General features: G+C 74.0%; 1 protein-coding gene (only partly in view). It reads left to right on the top strand.

Annotation, left to right across the window (positions count from 1 at the left end; genetic code table 11):
- Positions 1-26,606, top strand: partial view of a type I polyketide synthase gene (locus ACH442_RS39215; RefSeq protein ID WP_396343190.1) — the 3' portion only. It extends 12,112 nt beyond the left edge of the window; only the last 26,606 of its 38,718 coding nucleotides appear in the window; the start codon falls outside the window, past its left edge; the stop codon is at positions 26,604-26,606.

Below are 26,606 nucleotides of genomic sequence, written 5' to 3'. Positions count from 1 at the left end.
GCCAGGCCGCATACGGCGCTGCCAACGCCGCGCTGGACGCCTTGGTCGTCCACCGCCGCGCCCAGGGCAAGCCGGGCACCGCGATCGCCTGGGGCCCGTGGGCGCGGGTCGGCATGGCCGCCGGCGAGGACGTCGCCGGTCAGTTGCGCCGCCGCGGCCTGAGCCCGATGGACCCGGCGCGGGCCGTGACGGCGATGGCCGTCGCGGTCGGTGCCGGCGACGAGCAGGTCGTGATCGCGGATGTCCGCTGGAACGACTTCCTTCCGCTCTTCACCGCCGCCCGTGAACGCCCACTTTTCACCCGCCTCGCCCCGGCCGTGCCCGCATCCGGCCCGCAGCAGTCCGGTCTGGCCGGCCGCCTCACGGCGCTGAGCGTCGCCGAGCGGCACCGGACCGTTCTCGAGCTGATCCGCGCCGAGGTCGCGGCCGTGCTGGGGCACACCTCGGCCGCCGCGATCGCGCCGGACCGGGCGTTCAAGGAGCTCGGCTTCGACTCGCTCACCGCCGTCGAGCTGCGCAACCGCCTGCAGCCGGCGCTCGGCCTGGCCCTGCCGGCCACGCTGGTCTTCGACTACCCGAACGCCGACCAGCTCACCACGTTCGCTCTCACCCGGCTCATCCCGGACACGCTGGTCTCGGACGCCACCGTGGCGCGGGTCGTGACGGCACCGTCCGACGACCCGGTCGTGATCATCGGGATGGGCCTGCGGCTGCCCGGTGGTGTCGAGACCCCCGAGCAGTACTGGGACCTGGTCGCCGCCGGCGGCGAGGGCATCGGCCCGTTCCCCACCGACCGCGGCTGGGACCTGGACCGGCTGTACCACCCGGACCCGGACCAACCGGGCACCTTCTACGCCCGTGCGGGCGGTTTCCTCTACGGCGCGGGCGACTTCGACGCCGGCCTGTTCGGGATCTCCCCGCGCGAGGCGACCGCGATGGACCCGCAGCAGCGGCTGCTGCTGGAGACCTCGTGGGAGGCGTTCGAGAACGCCGGGGTCGATCCGCTGGGCCTGCGCGGCGAAGCGGTCGGCGTGTTCGTCGGCGCCTCGTTCATGGGTTACGGCGCGGGGCCGGTCGACGACGACGGCGTCGAGGGGCACCTGCTCACCGGCACGGCGTCGTCGGTCATCTCCGGCCGCATCTCCTACACGTTCGGCCTGGAGGGGCCGGCCGTCACCGTCGACACGGCGTGTTCGTCGTCGCTGGTGGCGTTGCACCTGGCGGCGCAGGCGCTCCGTGGCGGCGAGTGCTCGATGGCTCTGGTCGGCGGCGTCACCGTGATGCCCGACCCGGACGTGTTCGTGGAGTTCTCCCGCCAGCGTGGCCTGGCTGCGGACGGCCGCTGCAAGTCGTTCGGCGCGGGCGCCGACGGCACCGGCTGGTCCGAGGGCGCCGGGATGCTGCTGGTCGAACGGCTGTCGACGGCCCGGGCCGCCGGTCACAAGGTCCTCGCCGTGGTGCGTGGCAGCGCGGTCAACCAGGACGGCGCGTCGAACGGGCTGACCGCGCCGAACGGTCCCGCTCAGCAGCGGGTGATCCGGGCCGCTCTGGCCGCCGCGGGTCTCGCCGCCGAGGACGTGGACGCGGTGGAGGCGCACGGCACCGGGACCACGCTGGGTGATCCGATCGAGGCGCAGGCGCTGCTGGCCACGTACGGTCAGGATCGGTCGCAGCCGCTGTGGCTGGGGTCGGTGAAGTCGAACATCGGCCACACGCAGGCCGCGGCCGGGGTCGCCGGTATCGCCAAGATGGTCCTGGCGATGCGGCACTCGATGCTGCCGGCGACGCTGCACGCCGGCGAGAAGTCGCCGCACGTGGACTGGTCCGCGGGCGAGATCGCGCTGCTCGGCGCCGCCCAGCCGTGGCCGGTGGGGGAGAAGCCGCGCCGGGCCGGTGTGTCCGCGTTCGGTGTGTCCGGCACCAATGCACACGTGATCATCGAGGAGCCGCCCGCCGCTGACATCGCCGAAGCCCCGGCGGCGTTGCCGCTGGTCCCGGTGGTGCTCTCCGGCGCCGGTGAGGCCGCGCTGGAGGCTCAGACCCGCCACCTCGCGGCGCTGGGCGACGCCGATCTGATGGCGGTGGGTGCGGCCGCGGCCCGCCGGGCGTCGCTGTCTCACCGCGCGGTGCTGCTGGGCGACGACGTGGTGCGTGGGGTGGCGTCGCCGGCCCGGCTGGGTTTCCTGTTCACCGGTCAGGGTTCGCAGCGTGCCGGTATGGGCCGAGGCCTTTACGAGATGTTCCCGGTGTTCGCTGAGGCGTTCGACCGGGTGGCTCTGCACGTCGATCAGCATTTGGACCGGCCGCTGAGCGTGGTGCTCGCCGATGAGGAGTTGATTCATCGGACCGGTTATGCGCAGCCGGCGATTTTCGCGGTCGAGGTGGCGTTGCACGCGCTGCTGGGCAGTTGGGGTGTGCGTGCGGATGTGCTGGTCGGTCACTCGATCGGTGAGATCGCGGCGGCGCACGTGTCCGGGGTGCTGTCGCTGGCCGACGCCGCGACCATGGTGACCGCCCGTGGCCGGTTGATGCAGGCTTTGCCGTCGGGCGGCGTGATGCTGGCGGTGCAGGCGTCCGAGGCCGATGTTCGGGCGGCGTTCCCGGATGTCGACATCGCGGCGGTCAACGGCCCGACCGCGGTGGTCGTTTCCGGTCACGAGACAGATGTCGCCGCGGTCGAGCAGGGTGCCTGGAAGACGACCCGGTTGCGGACTTCGCATGCGTTCCACTCGCGGTTGATGGAGCCGATGCTCGACGAGTTCCGCGCGGTGGTCGCCGGCCTGACATTCGCGACCGGACACGGGCGCTGGTCGGACCCGGCCTACTGGGTGGCGCACGTGCGCGACACCGTGCGCTTCGCCGACGCGGTCGCGCAGGCCGGCGACGACGTGCGGTTCGTGGAGCTGGGTCCGGACGCGGTGCTGTCGGCGATGGTCGAGGACGCGGTGCCGCTGCTGCGCCGCGGGCGTGACGAGGTGACCACCGCGCTGACCGCCCTGGCGAACCTGTTCGTCGCGGGCACCGACGTGGACTGGACGGCGCTGTTCGCCGGCGTGGAGCCCGCCGACCTGCCCACCTACGCCTTCCAGCGCCGGCGCTACTGGCTGCGCACACGCACCGCACCGCAGATCACGGCGGCCGACGACACTTTCTGGGAACCGGTCGACCGCAATGATCCCGCTGCCCTGGCCACCCGTCTCGGTGTTCCGCTGGCCACCCTCGAACCATTGCTCCCGGCGCTCGCGGCCTGGCGGGCCCGCGGCCGTGACCGCTCGCTGATCGACTCGTGGCGCTACCGGGTCACCTGGACGCCCGCCGACCTTCCCGCGAGCACCCCGACCGGCACCTATGCCCTGATCGGCGACGACGACACCGGCCTGGCCGGCGCGCTCGCCGGCACGGGCATCACCACCGTCCCCACGACTGTCGAAGGACTCGCGGACATCGCGGCCGACGGCGTCCTGGTGCTGCCGTCCGTGCCGCTCGACGGCCTGCCCGACCTGGTCCGCGCGGTCGACCGGCCCACCTGGGTCCTGACCGCGGGCGGCGTCACGACCGGGCGGGCCGACGGCGTCCCGGACGTCATGGAGGCCGCCAAGTGGGGGCTCGGCCGCGTCGCCGGTCTCGAACACCCGCAGACCTGGCGCGGGCTCGTCGACCTGCCGGAAGCCGTGGACGGGCGGACCGGTGCACGCCTCGCCGCGATCCTGGCCGGCGCTTTGGGCGCGGAGGACCAGATCGCCGTACGCCCCGGTGGGGTCTTGGTCCGCCGGCTGGCGGACGCCCCGGCCCGCGGTGAGACGTGGCAGCCGCGCGGCACCGTCCTGATCGCCGGTGGCACCGGCGGCCTGGGGTCCCAGGTGGCCCGCTGGGCCGCCGGCAACGGCGCCGAGCGGCTGATCCTCGTCTCCCGGCGTGGTGGCGAGACGGATCTGCCCAACGCGGAGGTCTACACCTGCGACCTCACCGACCGGACCGCCGTCGAGACCCTGTTCGACCTGGTCGGGCCGGTGGACGTGGTCGTGCACGCGGCCGGGGTGGCCGAGGACGCGGACCTGGTCGACGCCGACGCCGGCCACCTTCACCGCGTGCTGGCCGCCAAGGTGGACGGCGCCCGGCATCTCGACGAGTTCGCCGGTGACGCCACGTTCGTCGTCTTCTCCTCGATCTCCGGGATCTGGGGCAGCGCCGGCCAGGGCGCCTACTCCGCCGCCAACGCCGCCCTGGACGCCGTCGTGGCCGGGCGCCGCGCCCGCGGCCTCGCCGGGACCGCGGTCGCCTGGGGCCCGTGGGCGCAGGCCGGCATGGCCGCCGATCCGGAGGTCGCCTCGCTGCTGAAACGGCGCGGGCTCACCCCGATCGACCCGCAGCGGGCGCTGACCGCGCTGGCCGGTGCCGTCGGCGCCGGTGAGGACCAGATCACCGTCGCGGACGTACGCTGGAACGACTTCCTGCCGGCCTTCACCGCCACCCGGGCCCGGCCGTTCTTCGCCGACCTGCCCGCCGCCCGAGCCGTCGAGGCCCCGGCGCCCACCGGCGCCGAGGTCTCCGCGTTCGCCCAGCGCCTCGCCGGTCTGGCCGCCGCCGACCGGGCTCCGCTGGTCACCGACGTGGTGCGCACGCACGTGGCCGCCGTTCTCGGGCACGCCTCCACGGAGGCGATCGAGCCGTCCCGCCCGTTCAAGGAGCTCGGCTTCGACTCGCTCACCGCGGTCGAGCTGCGCAACCGCCTGCAGGCCGCGTTCGGCGTCGCGCTGCCGGCCACGCTGGTCTTCGACCACCCGAGCACCGGCCGGCTCGCCGCCTTCGCGCTGACCCGGCTGCTGCCGCAGACGGCGCCCGCGGCCACGGCGGCATCCGGCGTCGTCGCGGACACGTCCGGCGACCCCATCGTGATCGTCGGCATGGGCCTGCGGCTGCCCGGCGGCGTGGAGACCCCCGAGCAGTACTGGGACCTGGTGTCCGCCGGCGGCGAGGGCATCGGTGCGTTCCCGGCCGACCGCGGCTGGGACTTGGACCGGCTGTACCACCCGGACCCGGACCATCCGGGCACGTTCTACGCCCGGGGTGGTGGCTTCCTCTACGGCGCGGGTGACTTCGACGCCGGACTGTTCGGCATCTCGCCGCGTGAGGCCCTGGCCATGGACCCGCAGCAGCGGCTGCTGCTGGAGACCTCGTGGGAGGCGCTCGAACGCGGTGGGGTCGACCCGATGGGCATCGCCGGTCAGCCGGTGGGCGTCTTCGTCGGCGCGACCGCCATGGGTTACGGCACCGGCCCGGTCGAGTCCGCCGAGGGCATCGAGGGGCACCTGCTCACCGGCACCGCGTCGTCGGTGATGTCCGGCCGGATCTCGTACACGTTCGGTCTGGAGGGCCCGGCGGTCACCGTCGACACCGCGTGTTCGTCGTCGTTGGTGGCGTTGCATCTGGCCGGGCAGGCGCTGCGCTCCGGTGATTGTTCGATGGCGCTGGTCGGCGGGGTCACGGTGATGCCGACGGCGGATGTGTTCGTCGAGTTCTCCCGGCAGCGTGGGCTGTCGCCGGACGGGCGGTGCAAGTCGTTCGGCGCGGACGCGGACGGCACGGGCTGGTCCGAGGGCGCCGGGATGCTGCTGGTCGAGCGGCTGTCGACGGCTACCGCCGCCGGCCGACCCGTTCTCGCCGTCGTCCGGAGCACCGCGGTCAATCAGGACGGCGCGTCCAACGGTCTCACCGCGCCCAACGGTCCCGCCCAGCAGCGGGTGATCCGGGCCGCCCTGGCCGGGGCCGGGCTGGCCGCCGAGGACGTGGACGCGGTCGAGGCACACGGCACCGGCACCACGCTGGGCGACCCCATCGAGGCACAGGCGCTGCTGGCCACCTACGGTCAGGATCGGTCGCAACCGCTGTGGCTCGGCTCGGTCAAGTCGAACATCGGCCACACCCAGGCGGCCGCCGGTGTCGCGGGCATCGCCAAGATGGTGCTCGCACTGCGTAACGGGGTGCTGCCGGCGACTCTGCACGCGAGCGAGAAGTCGCCGCACGTGGACTGGTCGGCCGGTGACATCGAGCTGCTCACCACCGCGCAGCCGTGGCCAGCTGGGCAGAAGCCACGGCGGGCCGGCGTGTCCGCGTTCGGTGTGTCCGGCACCAACGCGCACGTGATCATTGAGGAGCCGCCCGCTACTGACATCGACGGAACGTCGGCGGCGTTGCCGCTGGTCCCGGTGGTGCTCTCCGGTGCCAGCGAGGCGGCGCTGGAAGCGCAGCGTCTACGGGTCGCCACGTTGGAGACCGCCGATCTGATGGCGGTGGGTGCCGCTGCGGCGCGTCGGGCGGCGTTGCCGCATCGTGCGGTGCTGCTGGGTGAGCAGGTCGTGCGTGGGGTGGCGTCCCCGGCTCGGCTCGGTTTCCTGTTCACCGGGCAGGGTTCGCAGCGCGTGGGCATGGGTCAGGATCTCTATCAGACGTTCCCGGTGTTCGCCGAGGCGTTCGATCGGGTCGCCCTGCACGTCGATCAGCATTTGGATCGGCCGTTGGCGGCCGTGCTCGCTGATGAGGAGTTGATTCACCGGACCGGTTATGCCCAGCCGGCGATTTTCGCGGTCGAGGTGGCGTTGCACGCGCTGCTGGGCAGTTGGGGTGTGCGTGCGGATGTCCTGGTCGGTCACTCGATCGGTGAGATCGCGGCGGCGCACGTATCCGGGGTCCTGTCGCTGGCCGACGCCGCGACCCTGGTGACCGCCCGTGGCCGGTTGATGCAGGCGCTGCCGTCGGGCGGCGTGATGCTGGCCGTGCAGGCGTCCGAGGCCGATGTCCGCGCCGCGTTCCCGGACGTGGACATCGCGGCGGTCAACGGCCCGGCCGCGGTGGTCGTTTCCGGTCACGAGGCAGATGCCGCCGCGCTGGAACAGAGCACTTGGAAGACCACGCGGCTGCGGACGAGTCATGCGTTCCACTCGCGGTTGATGGAGCCGATGCTGGAGGAGTTCCGGGCGGTGGTCGCCGGTCTGACGTTCGCGCCGGGTCACGGGCGCTGGTCGGATCCGGAGTATTGGGTGGCGCACGTGCGTGACACCGTGCGGTTCGCCGACGCGATCGCGGAACACGATGGTGTGCGCTTCGTTGAGCTGGGCCCCGATGCGGTGCTGTCGGCCATGGTCGACGACGCGGTGCCGCTGCTGCGGCGGGGCCGCGACGAGGCCACGACGGCCTTGACCGCTGTGGCCTCGCTGTGGGCCAACGGCGTACCGGTCAATTGGTCCTCGCTCTTCCCGGGTGTCAAACCGGCCGATCTCGCGACCTATCCGTTCCAGCGCGAGCACTACTGGCTGCTGCCCGCGAGCCCGTCCACGACCGGCGAGGACGGCTTCTGGGATGCGGTTGAGCTGGGTGACCTCCCGGGCCTCGCCGAGGAGCTCGGCGTCGATCAGGACGCGGTCGCCACCGTGCTGCCCGCGCTGTCGACGTGGCGCTCCCGCGGCCGGGAACGGTCCCGGATCGCCGGCTGGCGCTACCGCAGCACCTGGAAACCGGTGGCCGACCTGGCCCCGGCTACACCGACCGGCACGTGGCTGGCCGTCGGCACCGGCGTGGACCTGCCCGGCGCCACCGTCATCCGCCTGGACAGCCTGGCCGGCCGGCCGGAGCTCGTCGAGCCGATCAGCGGTGTGGTTGCGCGCCCGGCCGGCGTGCACGAGGCGCTCACCCTGGTCCAGGCCGGGATCGACGCCCCGCTCTGGCTGCTCACCGGCGACACGACCGATCCGGAGAACGCCAAGATCTGGGGACTCGGCCGCGTCGCGGCGCTGGAGCACCCGGACCGGTGGGGTGGCCTGATCGAGGTGCCGGAGCGTCCCGATGCCCGGTTCACCACCCGCCTGGCCGCGATCCTGGCGGGTGGGCTCGGCGACGAGACCGAGATCGCGGTCCGGGGAGCGGGCGTCCTGGTCCGGCGCCTCACCCCCGCGCCCTCGCGGTCCGGCCGTCCGTGGCAGCCGACCGGGACGATTCTGATCACCGGCGGCACCGGTGGGCTGGGCCGGCAGGTCGCCCGCTGGGCGTCGGCGAACGGCGCGTCCCGGATCGTCCTGGTCTCCCGCCGCGGCGGCACCACCGACATCCCGGGCGCCGAGGTCCGTACGTGCGATCTCACCGACCGCGACGCCGTCACCGCCCTGGTCCACGAGTTCGACGACGAGCCCGAGCTGGCGATCGTGCACGCTGCGGGCGTGCTGGACGACGGCCTGATCAGCGGGCTCGACGCCGGTCGGCTCGACACCGTGCTGTCGGCCAAGGCCGACGCCGCGCGACTGCTGCACGAGCTGACCCGGCACCGGCCGCTGACCGCCTTCGTGATGTTCTCCTCGACGGCTGGCGTCTTCGGCAACCCGGGCCAGGCCAACTACGCCGCCGCCAACGCCGCCCTCGACGCGCTGGCCGAGCACCGGGCCGCCCTGGGGCTGCCCGCGACCTCGATCGCCTGGGGGCCGTGGGCGGACGCCGGCATGATGGCCGGACACGCCGCGTCGGCGCAGTTCCGCCGGGCCGGACTCACTCTGCTCCAGCCGGCCGACGCGCTCACGGCGCTGGCCGATGCCGTCGCCAGTGGCGAACCCTCGGTGGTCGTCGCGGACGTCCGCTGGGACCGGTTCGCCGCCGAGCTGGGCGCGCTCCGGCCCGCGGCCGTCCTCGCCGACCTGCCGCAGGTGCGGACGCGGGGCCGGGAGATGACCGTCGAGGGGCGACTGCCGCTCGCCGTCCGGCTGGCCGAGCTCCCCGCCGCCGAGGCGCACCGGACGGTGCTGGCCGAGGTGCGCGGGCTCGCGGCCGCGGTGCTCGGCCACCGTTCGGCCGACGCGGTGCCGGCCGGGCGCTCGTTCCAGGAACTCGGGTTCGACTCGCTGACCGCCATGGAGCTGCGCAACCGGGTGGTCGCGGCGACCGGCCTGACCCTGCCGGCCACGCTCGCCTTCGACTATCCGGACGCGGAACGGCTGACCGCGTACCTGCTTGACCGGCTCGTGGGCACGCTGCCCGCGGCTACGCCGGACATGCCAGCCGCCGTCACCACCGGCGACCCGCTCGTGATCGTGGGCCTGGCCTGCCGTTTCCCCGGCGGCGCGGACACGCCCGAGTCGCTGTGGGAACTGCTCGCGTCCGGCACCGACGCGATCGGCGCGTTCCCGGCCGACCGCGGCTGGGACCTCGACGCGATCTACCACCCGGACCCGGAGCACCCCGGCACCACCTACGCCCGTGAGGGTGGCTTCGTGGCCGGCGCGACCGACTTCGACGCGGCGCTGTTCGGCATCTCGCCGCGCGAGGCGCTCGCCATGGACCCGCAGCAGCGACTGCTGCTGGAGACCTCGTGGGAGGCGTTCGAGCGGGCCGGCCTGGACCCGCTGGCGCTGCGCGGCGAACGGATCGGCGTGTTCGCCGGCACCAACGGCCAGGACTACGTGGAGCTGCTCGACGAGGGGCACGACGACGTGGCCGCCTCGGCCGGGCACATCGGCACCGGCAACGCGGCCAGCGTGCTGTCCGGCCGGGTCTCGTACACCTTCGGTCTCGAAGGGCCCGCGGTCACCGTCGACACGGCATGCTCGTCGTCGCTGGTGGCGCTGCACCTGGCCGGGCAGGCGCTGCGCTCCGGCGAGTGCACGATGGCGCTGGTCGGCGGCGTGACGGTGATGTCGACGCCGACCGCCTTCCTCGACTTCAGCCGGCAGCGCGGCCTGGCCGCGGACGGGCGGATCAAGGCGTTCGGCGCCGGGGCCGACGGCACCGCCTGGGGTGAGGGCGCCGGCGTCTTCCTGGTGGAACGGCTCTCGACCGCTCGCGCCGCCGGCCGCCGTGTCCTGGCCGTCGTGCGGGGCACGGCGGTCAACCAGGACGGCGCGTCGAACGGGCTCACCGCGCCGAACGGCCCGTCGCAGCAGCGGGTGATCCGGCAGGCGCTCGCGGTCGCCGGTCTGCGGTCGTCCGAGGTCGACGCGGTGGAGGCGCACGGCACCGGCACCGCGCTGGGTGATCCGATCGAGGCGCAGGCGCTGCTGGCCACCTACGGTCAGAATCGGTCGCAGCCGCTGTGGCTCGGCTCCATCAAGTCGAACATCGGTCACACCCAGGCGGCCGCCGGTGCGGCCGGGATCCTGAAGATGGTCCTCGCCTTCCAGCACGAGTCGCTGCCGCCGACCCTGCACGCCGGCGAGCCCTCCCCGCACGTCGACTGGTCGGACGGCGACATCTCGCTGCTCACCACCGCCCAGCCGTGGCCGTCGGCCGCCCGCCCGCGCCGCGCCGGCGTCTCATCGTTCGGCATCAGCGGCACGAACGCGCACGTCATCCTGGAGGAGCCGCCCGCCCTCGACCCCGCGGCAACCCCGGCGGCCTTGCCGGTGGTCCCGGTGGTCGTGTCCGGCGCGAGCCGGTCCGCTCTTGACGATCAAATTCTTCGCTGGAGTACGACGGAAGCCCGCGATCTGATGGCGGTGGGTGCCGCCGCGGCGCGCCGGGCGGCGTTGCCGCATCGTGCGGTGCTGCTCGGTGAGCAGGTCGTGCGGGGTGTGGCGTCGCCGGCCCGGCTGGGTTTCCTGTTCACCGGTCAGGGTTCGCAGCGTGCCGGCATGGGCCGGGGTTTGTATGAGACGTTCCCGGTGTTCGCTGAGGCGTTTGACCGGGTGGCTCTGCACGTCGATCAGCATTTGGATCGGCCGTTGGCGGCCGTGCTCGCTGATGAGGAGTTGATTCACCGGACCGGTTACGCGCAGCCGACGATTTTCGCGGTCGAGGTGGCGTTGCATGCGCTGCTGGGCAGTTGGGGTGTGCGTGCGGATGTGCTGGTTGGTCACTCGATCGGTGAGATCGCGGCGGCGCATGTGTCCGGGGTGCTGTCGCTGGCGGACGCCGCCATTCTGGTCACCGCCCGTGGCCGGTTGATGCAGGGTTTGCCGTCGGGCGGCGTGATGCTGGCGGTGCAGGCCTCGGAGGCCGAGGTGCGGGCGGCGTTCCCGGACGTGGACATCGCCGCGGTCAACGGCCCGACCGCCGTGGTCGTTTCCGGTCACGAGACAGATGTCGCCGCGGTCGAGCAGGGTGTCTGGAAGACGACCCGGTTGCGGACCAGTCATGCGTTCCACTCGCGGTTGATGGAGCCGATGCTCGACGAGTTCCGCGCGGTGGTCGCCGGCCTGAGCTTCGCGCCCGGACACGGGCGCTGGTCGGACCCGGCCTACTGGGTGGCGCACGTGCGCGACACCGTGCGCTTCGCCGACGTGGTCGCGCAGGCCGGCGACGACGTGCGGTTCGTGGAGCTGGGTCCGGACGCGGTGCTGTCGGCGATGGTCGAGGACGCGGTGCCGCTGCTGCGCCGTGGGCGCGACGAGGTCACCACTGCGCTGACCGCGCTGGCCGACCTCTACGTCACCGGCGTGCCGGTGGACTGGACGGCGCTTTTCGCCGGTGTCCGGCCCGCCGATCTGCCGACCTACGCCTTCCAGCGCGAGCGCTTCTGGCCGGCGAGGGGCGCGCGGGTCCGTGACCACCACGCCGACGACGACTTCTGGTCGGCCGTCGAGCACGGCAGTGCCGCTGACCTGGCCGACCGTCTGGGAGTCGAGACGAGCGCCGTCGCCGGCCTGCTCCCGGCGCTCGCCGCGTGGCGCGCCCGCGGCCGGGAGCGAGAGCTGATCGACTCCTGGCGGTATCGCATCACCTGGAAGCCGCTGACCGTGCCGGCCGGCGGCCGCCTCACCGGCACCTGGGCGGTGGTCGGCGAGGACAGGTTCGGCCTCACCGAGACACTCACCGGACTGGGAGCCACTGTCACCCGTGCCCCGGCCGGTGAGCCGCTCTCCGGCGTCATCTCGCTGCTCGGCACTGTCGACGAGACCCTGCCGCTGGTTCAGGAGCTGGTGGCGGCCGGGGTGGACGTCCCGCTGTGGATCGTCACGCGGGGTGCGGTAACGACCGGCCGGGCGGACGGACCGGTCGACGTCACCCAGGCGGCTCTCTGGGGCTTCGGCCGCGCCGTCGGTCTGGAGCACCCCGGCCTGTGGGGAGGCCTGCTCGATCTGCCCGCCGTCGTCGACGCCCGCGCCGCCGAGCGGCTCGCGGCGATCCTCGGTGGCGGCCTGGGCGCCGAGGACCAGCTCGCCCTGCGTACCGGCGGTGTGCTGGTCCGGCGTGTCAGCCACGCCCCGGCCGGCGCGTCGGCCCCGGGCTGGCGGCCGCGCGGAACGGTGCTCGTCACCGGCGGCACCGGCGGGCTCGGCGGGGAGGTGGCCCGCTGGGTCGCCGGGAACGGCGCCGATCGGCTGATCCTGGTCTCGCGCCGGGGCGGCGAGACCGGCATCCCGAACGCCGAGGTGCACGCCTGCGACATCGGCGACCGCGACGCGGTGGCCGCCCTGCTGGCCGAGGTCGGCCCGATCGACGCGGTCGTGCACGCGGCCGGTGTCGGCGAGGACGTGGCGCTGACCGACGCGGACCAGGCGCACCTGGACCGGGTGCTGCGCGGCAAGGTCGACGGCGCGCTGCATCTCGACGAGCTGGCCGGCGACGTGGACGCGTTCGTGGTGTTCTCCTCGATCTCGGCCACCTGGGGCAGCGGGCGGCAGGCCGCGTACGGCGCGGCCAACGCCGCCCTGGACGCCCTGATCCAGCGCCGGCGCGCCGCCGGGCGCCCCGGCACCTCGATCGCCTGGGGCCCGTGGGCGCGCGTCGGTATGGCCGGTGACGTGGAGGCGGCCACCGCCCTGCGCCGCCAGGGCCTGGCCGGGATGGACCCCGAGCCGGCGGTGGCGGCGCTCGTGCGGGCCGTCGGCGCCGGGGACGACCTGGTCACGATCGCCGACGTCCGGTGGGACGAGTTCCTGCCGATCTTCACCGCGGCCCGGCCGCGGCCGCTGTTCGCCGACCTGCCCGAGGCGACGGTGACCGCTGTCGTCGCGGAGTCCGGGCTGGCCGCCCGTCTCGCCGGGCAGAGTCCGGCCGAGCAGCGGCGCACCGTTCTCGATCTGGTGCGCGCCGAGGTCGCGGCGGCTCTTGGGCACGCCTCGGCCGCCGCGATCGCGCCCGGCCGGGCGTTCCGGGAGCTGGGCTTCGACTCGCTCACCGCGGTCGAGCTGCGTAACCGCCTGCAGTCGGTGCTGGGTCTGGCGCTGCCGGCCACGCTCGTCTTCGACCACCCGGACTCGGCGCGGCTGGCTACGTACGTACGGGAAAAGCTCCTCGGCGAAGCCGCGTCGCCGCCGCGAGCCGAGGCCGCCGTGGTGACCGGCGACGATCCGATCGTGATCGTCGGCCTCGGTGTGCGGCTGCCCGGCGGCGTCGAGACGCCCCAGGCGCTGTGGGACCTGGTCGCCACCGGCACCGACGCGATCGGGCCGTTCCCGGACGACAGGGGCTGGGACATCGACCGCCTTTACCACCCGGACCCGGACCACGCCGGCACCACGTACGCCCGCGAGGGTGGGTTCCTCTACCGGGCGGCCGAGTTCGACGCCGGACTGTTCGGCATCTCGCCGCGTGAGGCCCTGGCCATGGACCCGCAGCAGCGGCTGTTGCTGGAGACCTCGTGGGAGGCGTTCGAGAGCGCCGGGGTGAACCCGATGGGCCTGCGCGGCGAGCCGGTCGGCGTGTTCGTCGGCGCCACCTTCATGGGCTACGGCAGCGGGTCGGCCGACGCCGCCGAAGGCCATCTGCTCACCGGTACGGCGTCGTCGGTGATCTCGGGTCGTGTCTCGTACACGTTCGGGCTGGAGGGCCCGGCGGTCACCGTTGACACGGCGTGTTCGTCGTCGCTGGTGGCGCTGCACCTGGCCGCCCAGTCGCTGCGCTCCGGAGAGTGTTCGATGGCGCTGGTCGGCGGGGTCACGGTGATGCCGACGGCGGACGTGTTCGTCGAGTTCTCCCGGCAGCGCGGGCTGTCGCCGGATGGGCGGTGCAAGTCGTTCGGCGCGGACGCGGACGGCACCGGCTGGTCCGAGGGCGCCGGGATGCTGCTGGTGGAGCGGCTCTCGGACGCCCAGCGGCACGGCCACGAGATCCTGGCGGTGGTGCGCGGCACGGCGGTCAATCAGGACGGCGCGTCGAACGGTTTGACCGCGCCGAACGGTCCCGCCCAGCAGCGGGTGATCCGGGCCGCGCTGGCCGCGGCCGGCTTGAGCACGTCGGACGTGGACGCGGTGGAGGCGCACGGCACCGGGACCACACTGGGTGACCCGATCGAGGCGCAGGCGCTGCTGGCCACCTACGGTCAGGATCGGTCGCAACCGCTGTGGCTCGGCTCGGTCAAGTCGAACATCGGCCACACCCAGGCCGCGGCCGGCGTCGCCGGCATCGCCAAGATGGTCATGGCGCTGCGTCACGGGCTCCTGCCGGCCACGCTGCACGCCGGAGAGAGGTCCCCGCACGTCGACTGGACCGAGGGTCAGGTCGCCCTGCTCACCTCGCCGCGGCCGTGGGAGCGGGGCGAGCGGGTCCGCCGCGCCGGCGTCTCCGCGTTCGGGGTCTCCGGCACCAACGCCCACGTGATCATCGAGGAGCCGCCCGCGGCCGTGACGCCGGAGCCCTCGGCGGCGTTGCCGGTGGCCCCGGTGGTGCTCTCCGGTGCCGGCGAGGCGGCGCTGGAAGCCCAGCGTCTGCGGGTCGCCGCGCTGGAGAACGCGGACCTGATGGCGGTGGGTGCCGCCGCGGCGCGCCGGGCGGCGTTGTCGCATCGTGCCGTGCTGCTCGGTGACCAAATCGTGCGTGGGGTGGCGTCCCCGGCCCGGCTGGGCTTCCTGTTCACCGGCCAGGGCTCGCAGCGCGTGGGCATGGGCCAGGGCCTGTATGAGACGTTCCCGGTGTTCGCCGAGGCGTTCGATCGGGTCGCCCTGCACGTCGATCAGCATTTGGATCGGCCGTTGGCGGCCGTGCTCGCCGATGAGGAGTTGATTCACCGGACGGGTTACGCCCAGCCGGCGATCTTCGCGGTCGAGGTGGCGTTGCACGCGCTGCTTGACAGCTGGGGTGTGCGCGCGGATGTCCTGGTTGGTCACTCGATCGGTGAGATCGCGGCGGCGCATATGTCCGGGGTGTTGTCGCTGGCCGACGCGGCGACGCTGGTGACCGCGCGAGGTCGGCTGATGCAGGCTTTGCCGTCGGGCGGCGTGATGCTGGCGGTGCAGGCGGCCGAGGCCGAGGTGCGGGCGGCGTTCCCGGATGTCGACATCGCCGCGGTCAACGGGCCGGCCGCCGTGGTCGTTTCCGGTCACGATGAGGACATTGCCGCGGTCGAGCGAGGCAGTTGGAAGACCACGCGGTTGCGGACGAGTCATGCGTTCCATTCGCGGTTGATGGAGCCGATGCTCGACGAGTTCCGCACGGTGGTCGCCGGGCTGAGCTTCGAACCGGGTCACGGCCGCTGGTCGGATCCGGCCTACTGGGTGGCGCACGTGCGCGACACCGTGCGGTTCGCCGATGCTATTGCGGACCACGATGGTGTGCGGTTCGTGGAGCTGGGCCCGGATGCGGTGCTGTCGGCGATGGTCGAGGACGCGGTGCCGCTGCTGCGCCGTGGCCGCGACGAGGTCGCCACGGCGCTGACCGCGTTGGCTCGGCTGTGGGCCGACGGCGTGGCGGTGGACTGGACGGCCTTCTACGCGGGGGTGCGGCCAGCCCAGCTGCCGACCTACGCCTTCCAGCGGGAGCGGTACTGGCTGGAGGCGCGCACCGAGCAGGCCGACCCGGCGGAGGCGGGCTTCTGGGACACCGTCGACCGGGGCGACCTGGCCGCGCTCACCGCCGAACTCGGCGTCGACGCCGACACGAGGCTGGAGAACGTCCTTCCCGCCCTCACGACCTGGCGTGCCCGCGGACGCGAGCGGTCCCGCCTCGACGGCATGCGCTACCGGATCACTTGGCAGCCGGCCGCCGACCCGGCGCCGGTCGAGCTGGCCGGCACCTGGGTGCTCGTCGGCGACGACACCACCGGTCTCGGCGCGGCCCTGACCGCGCACGGCGCGACCGTCGTGACGACCGCGGGCCCGCTCGCCGGAGTGCTGCGGCAGGCCGGCGGGCCGGTCACCGGTGTGGTCAGCCTGGGCGGGACGCTGCTCGACGCGCTCGCGGTGGCACGCGACAGCACCGCGCCGGTGTGGTTCGTGACCCGGGGCGCGGTGTCGACCGGGCGCTCGGACACGGCCGTGGACCCGCTGCAGGCCCAGGTGTGGGGCTTGGGCCGGACGCTGGCCCTGGAGCACCCCGACCGCTGGGGTGGCCTGCTCGACCTGCCGGAGGTGCTGGACGCCCGGACGGCGGCCCGGATCGCCGCCGTCCTCGCCGGGGCTCTCGGCGCCGAGGACCAGATCGCGGTCCGTCCCGGCGGGATCCTGGTGCGGCGGCTCCGGCACGCTTCCGTCGTACGCGGAAAGACCTGGCAGCCACACGGCACCGTCCTGATCGCCGGTGGCACCGGTGGCCTGGGCGCGACGGTGGCCCGGTGGGCGGTCGAGAACGGCGCCGAGCGACTGATCCTGATCTCGCGCCGCGGCGGCACGACCGACCTCCCGAACGCCGAGGTGCACGCGTGCGACCTGGCCGACCGGGACGCGGTCGCCGCGCTGCTGGCCGAGGTCGGCCCGGTCGACGCGGTCGTGCACGCGGCCGGCGTCAGCGAGCACGCGACCATCGGCGAGGCCGGGGCCGGGCACGTCTCCCGGGTCGTCGACGGCAAGGTGCTCGGCGCCCTGCACCTGGACGAGCTGGCCGGGGACGTGGACGCGTTCGTGGTGTTCTCCTCGATCTCCGGCATCTGGGGCAGCGCCGAGCAGGCCGCCTACGGCGCGGCCAACGCGGCTCTGGACGCGCTCGTCGCCCGCCGCCGCGCGCTGGGCAAGCCCGGCACCGCGATCGCGTGGGGCCCGTGGGCGCAGGTCGGCATGGCGGCCGGCCAGGAGACCGCCGATCTGCTGCGCCGTCGCGGCCTGACGCCGATCGACCCGGCGGTGGGCCTGGCCGCGATGGCGGCCGCGGTCGGCGCCGGCGAGGAGTCGGTCACCGTCGCGGACGTGCGCTGGGCGGACTTCCTGCCGCTGTTCACCGCCACCCGGGAGCGGCCGCTGTTCGCGGACCTGGGTGAGGCCGCCCCGGCGGCGGCGCCCGAGCGGGAGACCGGAGTCGCCGCGCGGCTGTCCGCGATGGGTCACGCCGAGCGGGAGCGCGCGGTGCTCGACCTGGTCCGCGGTGAGGTGGCGGCCGTCCTCGGGCACGCGTCCGCGGCCGGCGTCACCCCCGGGCGGGCGTTCAAGGAGCTGGGCTTTGACTCGCTGACCGCGGTCGAGCTGCGCAACCGTCTGCAGTCGGCGACCGGGCTGGCGCTGCCGGCGACGCTGGCCTTCGACCACCCGACCGCGGAACGGCTGGCGGCGTACGTCCGGGAGAAGGTTTTCGGCGCGGCCCGGCCGGAGCCGGAAGTCGTCGCCGCCACCGTGACCGGCGACGACCCCATCGTGATCGTCGGCATGGGCGTGCGGCTGCCGGGCGGTGTGGAGACGCCCGAGCAGTTCTGGGATCTGCTGGCCCGCGGCGGCGACGGGATCGGGGCGTTCCCGGCCGACCGTGGCTGGGACCTGGACCGGCTTTACCACCCGGACCCGGATCACGCCGGGACGTTCTACGCGCGGGAGGGCGGTTTCCTGAACGGCGCCGCCGAGTTCGACGCGGAGCTGTTCGGCATCTCGCCGCGCGAGGCCCTGGCCATGGATCCGCAGCAGCGGCTGCTGCTGGAGACCTCGTGGGAGGCGTTCGAACGGGCCGGCGTCGACCCGATGTCGCTGCACGGCCAGCCGGTCGGCGTGTTCGCCGGCGCCGCGTTCATGGGCTACGGCACCACCTCCGACGGCATCGAGGGACATCTGCTCACCGGTACGGCGTCATCGGTCATCTCCGGCCGGATCTCCTACACGTTCGGCCTGGAGGGACCGGCCGTCACCGTCGACACCGCGTGCTCGTCGTCGCTGGTGGCGCTGCACCTGGCCGCCCAGTCGCTGCGTACCGGTGAGTGCTCGATGGCGCTGGTCGGCGGCGTCACCGTGATGCCGACGCCGGACATCTTCGTGGAGTTCTCCCGGCAGCGGGGGCTGTCCGCCGACGGCCGGTGCCGGTCGTTCGGCGCCGGTGCGGACGGCACCGGCTGGTCCGAGGGCGCCGGCATGCTGCTGGTCGAGCGGTTGTCGTCGGCGCGGACGGCCGGCCGCCGGGTCCTGGCCGTGGTGCGGGGCACCGCGGTCAACCAGGACGGTGCGTCGAACGGTTTGACCGCGCCGAACGGTCCGGCTCAGCAGCGGGTGATCCGGGCGGCGCTGGCCGGGGCCGGGCTGGCCGCCGAGGACGTGGACGCGGTGGAGGCGCACGGCACCGGGACCACGCTGGGTGATCCGATCGAGGCGCAGGCGCTGCTGGCCACGTATGGTCAGGATCGGTCGCAGCCGCTGTGGCTGGGGTCGGTGAAGTCGAACATCGGCCACACCCAGGCCGCGGCCGGCGTGGCCGGCATCGTCAAGATGATCATGGCGATGCGCAACGAGGTGCTGCCCGCGACGCTGCACGCCTCCGAGAAATCCCCGCACGTGGACTGGTCGGCCGGCGAGGTGGAACTGCTCACCTCGGCGCGGCCGTGGGAGCGCGGGGAGCGGGTCCGCCGGGCGGGTGTCTCCGCCTTCGGCGTGAGCGGCACCAACGCCCACGTGATCCTCGAGGAGCCGCCCGCGTCCGAGAGGCCGGAGGCTCCGGTGGCCATGCCGGTGGTGCCGGTGGTCGTGTCCGGCGCGAGCCGGTCCGCTCTTGACGATCAAATTCTTCGCTGGGGTACGACGGAAGCCCGCGATCTGATGTCGGTGGGTGCCGCTGCGGCGCGTCGGGCGGCGTTGCCGCATCGTGCGGTGCTGCTGGGTGAGCAAATCGTGCGCGGGGTGGCGTCCCCGGCCCGGCTCGGTTTTCTGTTCACCGGCCAGGGTTCGCAGCGTGCCGGCATGGGACAGCGCCTCTACGAAGTGTTCCCGGTGTTCGCCGAGGCGTTCGATCGGGTCGCCCTGCACGTCGATCAGCACTTGGACCGGCCGCTGAGCGTGGTGCTCGCCGACGAGGAGCTGATTCACCGGACCGGTTATGCGCAGCCGGCGATCTTCGCGGTCGAGGTGGCGTTGCACGCGCTGCTGGGCAGTTGGGGTGTGCGTGCGGATGTGCTGGTCGGTCACTCGATCGGTGAGATCGCGGCGGCGCACGTGTCCGGGGTGCTGTCGCTGGCGGACGCCGCCATTCTGGTCACCGCGCGTGGCCGGTTGATGCAGGCTTTGCCGTCGGGCGGCGTGATGCTGGCGGTGCAGGCGTCCGAGGCCGATGTCCGCGCCGCGTTCCCGGATGTCGACATCGCGGCGGTCAACGGCCCGACCGCCGTGGTCGTTTCCGGTCACGAGCAGAACGTTGCCGCCGTCGAGCAGGGTGCCTGGAAGACGACCCGGTTGCGGACCAGTCATGCGTTCCACTCGCGGTTGATGGAGCCGATGCTGGACGAGTTCCGGGCGGTGGTCGCCGGTCTGACGTTCGCGCCGGGTCACGGGCGCTGGTCGGATCCGGAGTATTGGGTGGCGCACGTGCGTGACACCGTGCGGTTCGCCGACGCGATCGCGGAACACGATGGTGTGCGCTTCGTTGAGCTTGGCCCGGACGCGGTGCTGTCGGCCATGGTCGAGGACGCGGTGCCGCTGCTGCGGCGGGACCGCGACGAGGTCACCACCGCGTTGAGCGGGCTGGCCCGGCTGTGGGCCGACGGCGTGCCGGTCGACTGGAGTTCGCTTTTCCGCGGCGTCGAGCCCGCCGAGCTGCCCACTTACGCCTTCCAGCGGCAGCGGTACTGGCTGGAGTTCCGCGCCGCCGCCGCCGACCCGGTCGAGGCGGGCTTCTGGAACCGGGTCGAGGAGGGTGACCTGTCCGGCCTCGCCGCCCAGCTGGGTGTGACCGAATCCGCCCTGGGCGGCGTGCTCCCGGCGCTGGCCGGCTGGCGCGCGCAGGGCCGCGAGCGGGCCACCGTGGACGGCTGGCGGTACCGGGTCACCTGGGAGCCGGTCACCGACCCGGGGCCGGCGCGACTGTCCGGCACCTGGGCCGTGCTCGGCGACGACACGCTGGCGGCAATGCTGGAGCGGCTCGGCGCGACAGTGGTCCGCGATGTGCGGGAGGCCGGCGGGATCCTCGCCGCGCCGGCCGGCCCTCACGAGGCCGCGGAGCTGATCCGATCGCTGGCCACGGCCGCCGTCACCGCGCCGTTGTGGCTGGTCACCCGCGGTGCGGTGGCGACCGGCCGGGCCGACGGCGCCGTCGACGTGGACCAAGCGCAGCTGTGGGGCCTCGGGCGGGCCGCCGGGCTGGAGCACCCCGAGTTCTGGGGCGGCCTGCTCGACCTGCCGGCCGGCCTCGACCGCCGGGCGGAGGGCCGCGTCGCCGCGGTGCTCTCCGGCGCGCTGGGCACCGAGGACCAGGTCGCGGTGCGTGGCGGCGGGATCCTCGTGCGGCGCGTCGAGCACGCGCCGGCCCCGCTGGGCGCCGCTTGGCAACCGCGCGGCACGGTGCTGGTCGCCGGCGGCACCGGTGGCCTGGGCTCGCAGGTCGCACGGTGGGCCGCGGCGAACGGCGCCGAACGGCTGATTCTGATCTCCCGCCGGGGCGGCGTGACCGACGTGCCGAACGCCGAGGTGTACGCGTGCGACCTGGCCGACCGGGACGCGGTCGCGGCCCTGCTCGCCGACGTCGGCCCGGTCGACGCGGTGATCCACGCGGCCGGGGTGAGCGAGGACGTCGCCCTGGTGGACGCCGGCCCGGATCACCTCGACCGGGTGATCCGCGGCAAGGTCGACGGCGCGCGGCACCTGGACGAACTGGCCGGCGACGTGGACGCGTTCGTGGTGTTCTCCTCGATCTCCGGCATCTGGGGCAGCGCCGGCCAGGCCGCCTACGGCGCCGCCAACGCGGCCCTGGACGCCCTGGTCACTCGCCGCCGCGCGGCCGGACGACCGGGCACCGCGGTCTCCTGGGGCCCGTGGGCACGGGTCGGCATGGCCGCCGACGAGGAGGTCGCCGTGCAACTGCGGCGCCGAGGCCTCGACCCGATGGCCCCGGAGCTCGCGCTGACCGCTCTCGCCCACGCGGTGGGCGCCGGTGAGGAGACGGTGACGATCGCGGACGTACGGTGGAGCGACTTCCTGCCGCTGTTCACCGCCACCCGGGCCCGCCCGTTCTTCGACCGGCTGCCCGAGGCGGCCACGGTCACCGCCGCGCCCGCCGCGGAGAACGGCCTGGCCGGGCGTCTGGCCGGGATGACCGAGGCCGACCGGCAGCGGACCGTACTCGACGTGGTGCGCACCGAGGTCGCGGCCGCCCTCGGGCACACCTCGGCCGCCGCGATCGAACCCGGTCGTGCCTTCAAGGAGCTGGGGTTCGACTCGCTCACCGCGGTCGACCTGCGCAACCGGCTCCGGGCGTCGACCGGGCTCGCGCTCCCCGCCACGCTCGCATTCGACCACCCGGACTCGGCGCGGCTGGCCACGTACGTACGGGAAAAGCTCCTCGGCGAAGCCGCGCCGCCGCCGCGAGCCGAGGCCGCGGCGGTGACCAGCGGCGATCCGATCGTGATCGTCGGCATGGGGCTGCGGCTGCCCGGTGGTGTCGAGACCCCGGCGCAGTACTGGGACCTCGTCGCGTCGGGCCGGGACGGCATCGGGCCGTTCCCGGACGACAGGGGCTGGGCCATCGACCGCCTTTACCACCCGGACCCGGACCACGCCGGCACCACGTACGCCCGCGAGGGTGGCTTCCTCTACCGGGCGGCCGAGTTCGACGCCGGACTGTTCGGCATCTCGCCGCGTGAGGCGACCGCGATGGACCCGCAGCAGCGGCTGTTGCTGGAGACCTCGTGGGAGGCGTTCGAGAGCGCCGGGGTCAACCCGCTCGGCCTGCGCGGCGAAGCGGTCGGCGTGTTCGTCGGCGCCTCGTTCATGGGCTACGGCAACGGCCCCGGCGAGTCGGCCGACGGCTTGGAAGGACACATGCTCACCGGTACGGCGTCGTCGGTCATGTCCGGCCGGGTCGCCTACACGTTCGGGCTGGAGGGCCCGGCGGTCACCGTCGACACGGCGTGTTCGTCGTCGCTGGTGGCGCTGCACCTGGCCGGGCAGGCGCTGCGCTCCGGTGAGTGTTCGATGGCGCTGGTCGGCGGGGTCACGGTGATGCCGAACGCGGACGTCTTCGTCGAGTTCTCCCGGCAGCGTGGCCTGTCGCCGGACGGGCGGTGCAAGTCGTTCGGCGCGGGCGCGGACGGCACGGGCTGGTCCGAGGGCGCCGGGATGCTCCTGGTGGAGCGGCTCTCGGACGCCCAGCGGCACGGCCACGAGATCCTGGCGGTGGTGCGCGGCACGGCGGTCAACCAGGACGGCGCGTCGAACGGGCTGACCGCCCCGAACGGTCCCGCCCAACAGCGGGTGATCCGGGCCGCGCTGGCCGCGTCGGGTCTGGCCGCCGAGGACGTGGACGCGGTCGAGGCACACGGCACCGGGACCACGCTGGGTGACCCGATCGAGGCACAGGCGCTGCTGGCCACCTACGGTCAGGATCGGTCGCAACCGCTGTGGCTCGGCTCGGTCAAGTCGAACATCGGCCACACCCAGGCGGCCGCCGGTGTCGCGGGCATCGCCAAGATGGTGCTCGCGCTGCGTAACGAGGTGCTGCCGGCGACCCTGCACGCGAGCGAGAAGTCGCCGCACGTGGACTGGTCGGTGGGCGAGATCGAGCTGCTCACCGAGGCCCGGCCCTGGGAGCGGGGCGACCGGGTGCGCCGCGCGGGAGTCTCCGCGTTCGGCGTGAGCGGGACCAACGCGCACGTGGTCCTCGAAGAGGCGCCGGCCGCGGACCCCGAGCCCCCGGTCCCGGACCTTCCGGTCGTGCCGGTGCCCGTGTCCGGCCACAGCGACGCCGCGCTGCACGCCCAGCTCGATCGGGTGCGGCAGACGTTTGGCGACCCGCGGCGGATCGGCGCGGCGGCCGCGACCCGGGCCGTGCTGCCGTACCGCGCGGTGCTCCTGGGCGACGACGTGCTGCGTGGTGTGGCGTCCCCGGCCCGGCTGGGTTTCTTGTTCACCGGTCAGGGCTCGCAGCGTGCTGGCATGGGCCGGGGCCTGTATGACACGTTCCCGGTGTTCGCGGAGGCGTTCGATCGGGTGGCCCTGCACGTCGATCAGCATTTGGATCGTCCGTTGGCGGCCGTGCTCGCTGATGAGGAGTTGATTCACCGGACGGGTTACGCGCAGCCGGCGATCTTCGCGGTCGAGGTGGCGTTGCACGCGCTGCTGGGCAGTTGGGGTGTGCGTCCGGATGTGCTGGTCGGTCACTCGATCGGTGAGATCGCGGCGGCGCATGTGTCCGGGGTGTTGTCGCTGGCCGATGCGGCGACGCTGGTGGCCGCCCGGGGCCGGCTGATGCAAGCGCTGCCGGCCGGTGGCGTGATGCTGGCGGTCCAGGCCCCGGAGGCCGAGGTGCGGGCGGCGTTCCCGGATGTCGACATCGCGGCGGTCAACGGCCTGGCCGCGGTGGTCGTTTCCGGTCACGAAGCAGACGTCGCCGCGGTCGAGCAGAGCACCTGGAAGACGACCCGGTTGCGGACTTCGCATGCGTTCCACTCGCGGTTGATGGAGCCGATGCTGGATGAGTTCCGCGCGGTGGTCACCGGGCTGAGCTTCGCGCCGGGTCACGGCCGCTGGTCCGACCCGGCCTACTGGGTGACGCACGTGCGCGACACCGTGCGCTTCGCCGACGCGGTCGCGCAGGCCGGCGACGACGTGCGGTTCGTGGAGCTGGGTCCGGATGCGGTGCTGTCGGCGATGGTCGAGGACGCGGTGCCGCTGCTGCGCCGTGGCCGCGACGAAGTCACCACCGCGCTGACCGCGCTGGCCCGGCTGTGGGCCGACGGCGTGGCGGTGGACTGGACGGCCCTGCACGACGGGGTGCGACCGGCCCCGCTGCCGACCTACGCCTTCCAGCGCAGCCGCTACTGGATCATGCCGTCGCGGAGCGCCGGTGACCTACGGGCGGCCGGCCTCGACACCACCGACCATCCGCTGCTCGGGGCCGTGGTGCCGCTGGCCGGCGGGGACGGGGCCGTGCTCACCGGCAGCCTGTCGCTGCGTACGCACCCGTGGCTGGCCGACCACGTCGTCTCCGGCGTCGCGCTGCTGCCCGGCACCGCGCTGCTCGACCTGGCGCTGCAGGCCGGCGCCGGCACGGTGGAGGAGCTGACCCTGCACACGCCGCTGGTCGTCCCGGAGCAGGGCACGGTCCAGTTGCAGGTCACCGTGGACGGCCGGGAGGTGCGCATCCACTCGCGCACCGAGCCGGGGGAGTGGCTGCACCACGCGACCGGAACGCTGGGCGCCGCGACCGCTCCGGCCCCGGCTAACCCGGAGACCTGGCCGCCGGCCGGGGCCACCACGGTGCCGATCGACGACCTCTACCCGAGCCTGTCGGACCTCGGCCTCGACTACGGTCCCGCCTTCCAGGGACTGCAGGCCGTCTGGAAACGCGGCGGCGACCTGTACGCCGAGGTGGCCCTCAACGACGAGCAGCAGCGCACCGCACCGCGGTTCGGGGTGCATCCCGCCCTGCTCGACGCGGCCCTGCACGCGCTGGCCGTCGCGGACGGGAACGACGAGGCGGTGGCCCGCATCCCGTTCAGCTGGGCGGACGTGACCGTGCACGCCACCGGCGCGGACCGGTTGCGGGTACGGATCACCGACACCCTGCGCCTGGAGGCGTTCACCGCGACCGGCGTGGCCGCGCTGACCGTCGGTTCGCTGGTCATGCGGCCGGCCCCGTCGGCCCAGCCCGGCGTGAACGACCTGTACGCCGTCGACTGGCTTCCCACGCCCATGCCGGAGGCCGGGCGGGTGACCGGCTGGACGGTGATCGGGACACCGGTGCCGCAGCTGCCGGCGGTGCCCGCCGACGACCGGACGGCCCTGCTGTACGCCGGTGACGTCCCGGCCGATCGGACCGCCGCCGAGCTGCGCCGGGTCCTGGAGATCCTGCAGTCGGCCATGGCGACCGCGGCCACCCTGGTGGTGCTCACCGCGGACACCTTGGCCGGCACGGCCGTGCGGGGTCTGCTCCGCTCGGCCCAGCAGGAGAACCCGGACCGCATCCGGATCGTCGGCGTGGACGAGAAGTCGTGGTCCGCCGTACCGGCCGCGCTCGCCGCCGGTGAGCCCGAGGTCAGCATCCGCGGCGGTGAGCTGCTCGTGCCACGCCTGGCCCGGACGGCACCCACCGGCCGGCCGGTGTCGTTCGGCGCCGGACCGGTCCTGATCACCGGCGCCTCCGGCACGCTGGCCGGGCACGTGGCCCGTCACCTGGTCACCCACCACGGGGTGCGGAGCCTGGTCCTGCTCAGCCGCAGCGGCGGCGGGGCGAGCCTGGCCGAGGAGCTCGACGCCGAGGTGACAGCGGTCGCCGCGGACGTGGCCGACCGGGACGCGGTGGCCCGCGTACTGGCCGAGCACCCGGTCACCGCGGTGGTGCACACCGCCGGTGTGCTCGACGACGGCATCGTCGAGCAGCTGACCCCCGACCGGCTGGACCGGGTGCTCACGCCCAAGGTCGACGGCGCGTGGCACCTGCACGAGCTGACCCGCGACCGTGAGCTGTCGGCCTTCGTGCTGTTCTCCTCGGCCTCGGCCACCTTCGGCACGCCCGGGCAGGCCAACTACGCCGCCGCCAACGCGTTCCTCGACGCCCTCGCCCAGCACCGGCGCGACCTCGGGCTGCCCGGGCACGCCCTGGCCTGGGGTCCGTGGGCCGAGGGCGGCATGGCCGGCGGACTGGACGAGAGCGCCCGCCAGCGGATGGCCCGGGCCGGGACGCTCACGTTCGACGTGCCGCGCGGGCTCGCGGCCTTCGACGCCGCGGTCGCCGCGACCGAGGCGGCGGTGGTGCCGATCCGGCTCGACCTGGCCGCCGTGCGGGCCTCGGGCGAGATCCCGCACCTGCTGCGCGGCCTGGTCCGGCCCACTGCCGCCCGGACCGGCCCGGCCGCGCCGGGCGAACCGGTCGGACAGCGGCTCGCCGGCCTGACCGCCGAGGCCCGGCACGAGTTCCTGCTCGACCTGGTGCACCGGCACGTGGCCGCGGTGCTCGGCTACGCCGACGGGCAGGCGATCGAGCCGACGCGCGGGTTCCTGGACCTGGGCTTCGACTCGCTGACCGCGGTCGAGCTGCGCAACGGCCTGAGCACCGCGACCGGCCTGCGCCTGCCGGCCACGGTCATCTTCGACTACCCGACGCCGCAGGATCTGGCCGCGCACCTGCGTGACGCGCTCACCCCGGCCGCGCCGGCGCTGCCCGCGCTGGAGGAGCTCGACCGCTTCGAGGCGGCGGTGTCCGCGGGCGGCCTGGACGAGGCCGTACGGGAAAAGATCGCCGACCGTCTCCGCAAGCTGCTCGCCGGCTGGCAGCCGGCCGCGGACGACGAGGTCACCGAACGCCTCGACGATGCCAGCGACGAGGAGATGTTCGCCTTCATCGACAAGGAGCTGGGCCTGTGA

The sequence above is a fragment of the Actinoplanes sp. NPDC020271 genome, assembly GCF_044388125.1.
Classification (GTDB): Bacteria; Actinomycetota; Actinomycetes; order Mycobacteriales; family Micromonosporaceae; genus Actinoplanes.
Note: the sequence above shows the minus strand (reverse complement) of the source record. Positions and strands in the feature narration are given on the sequence as shown.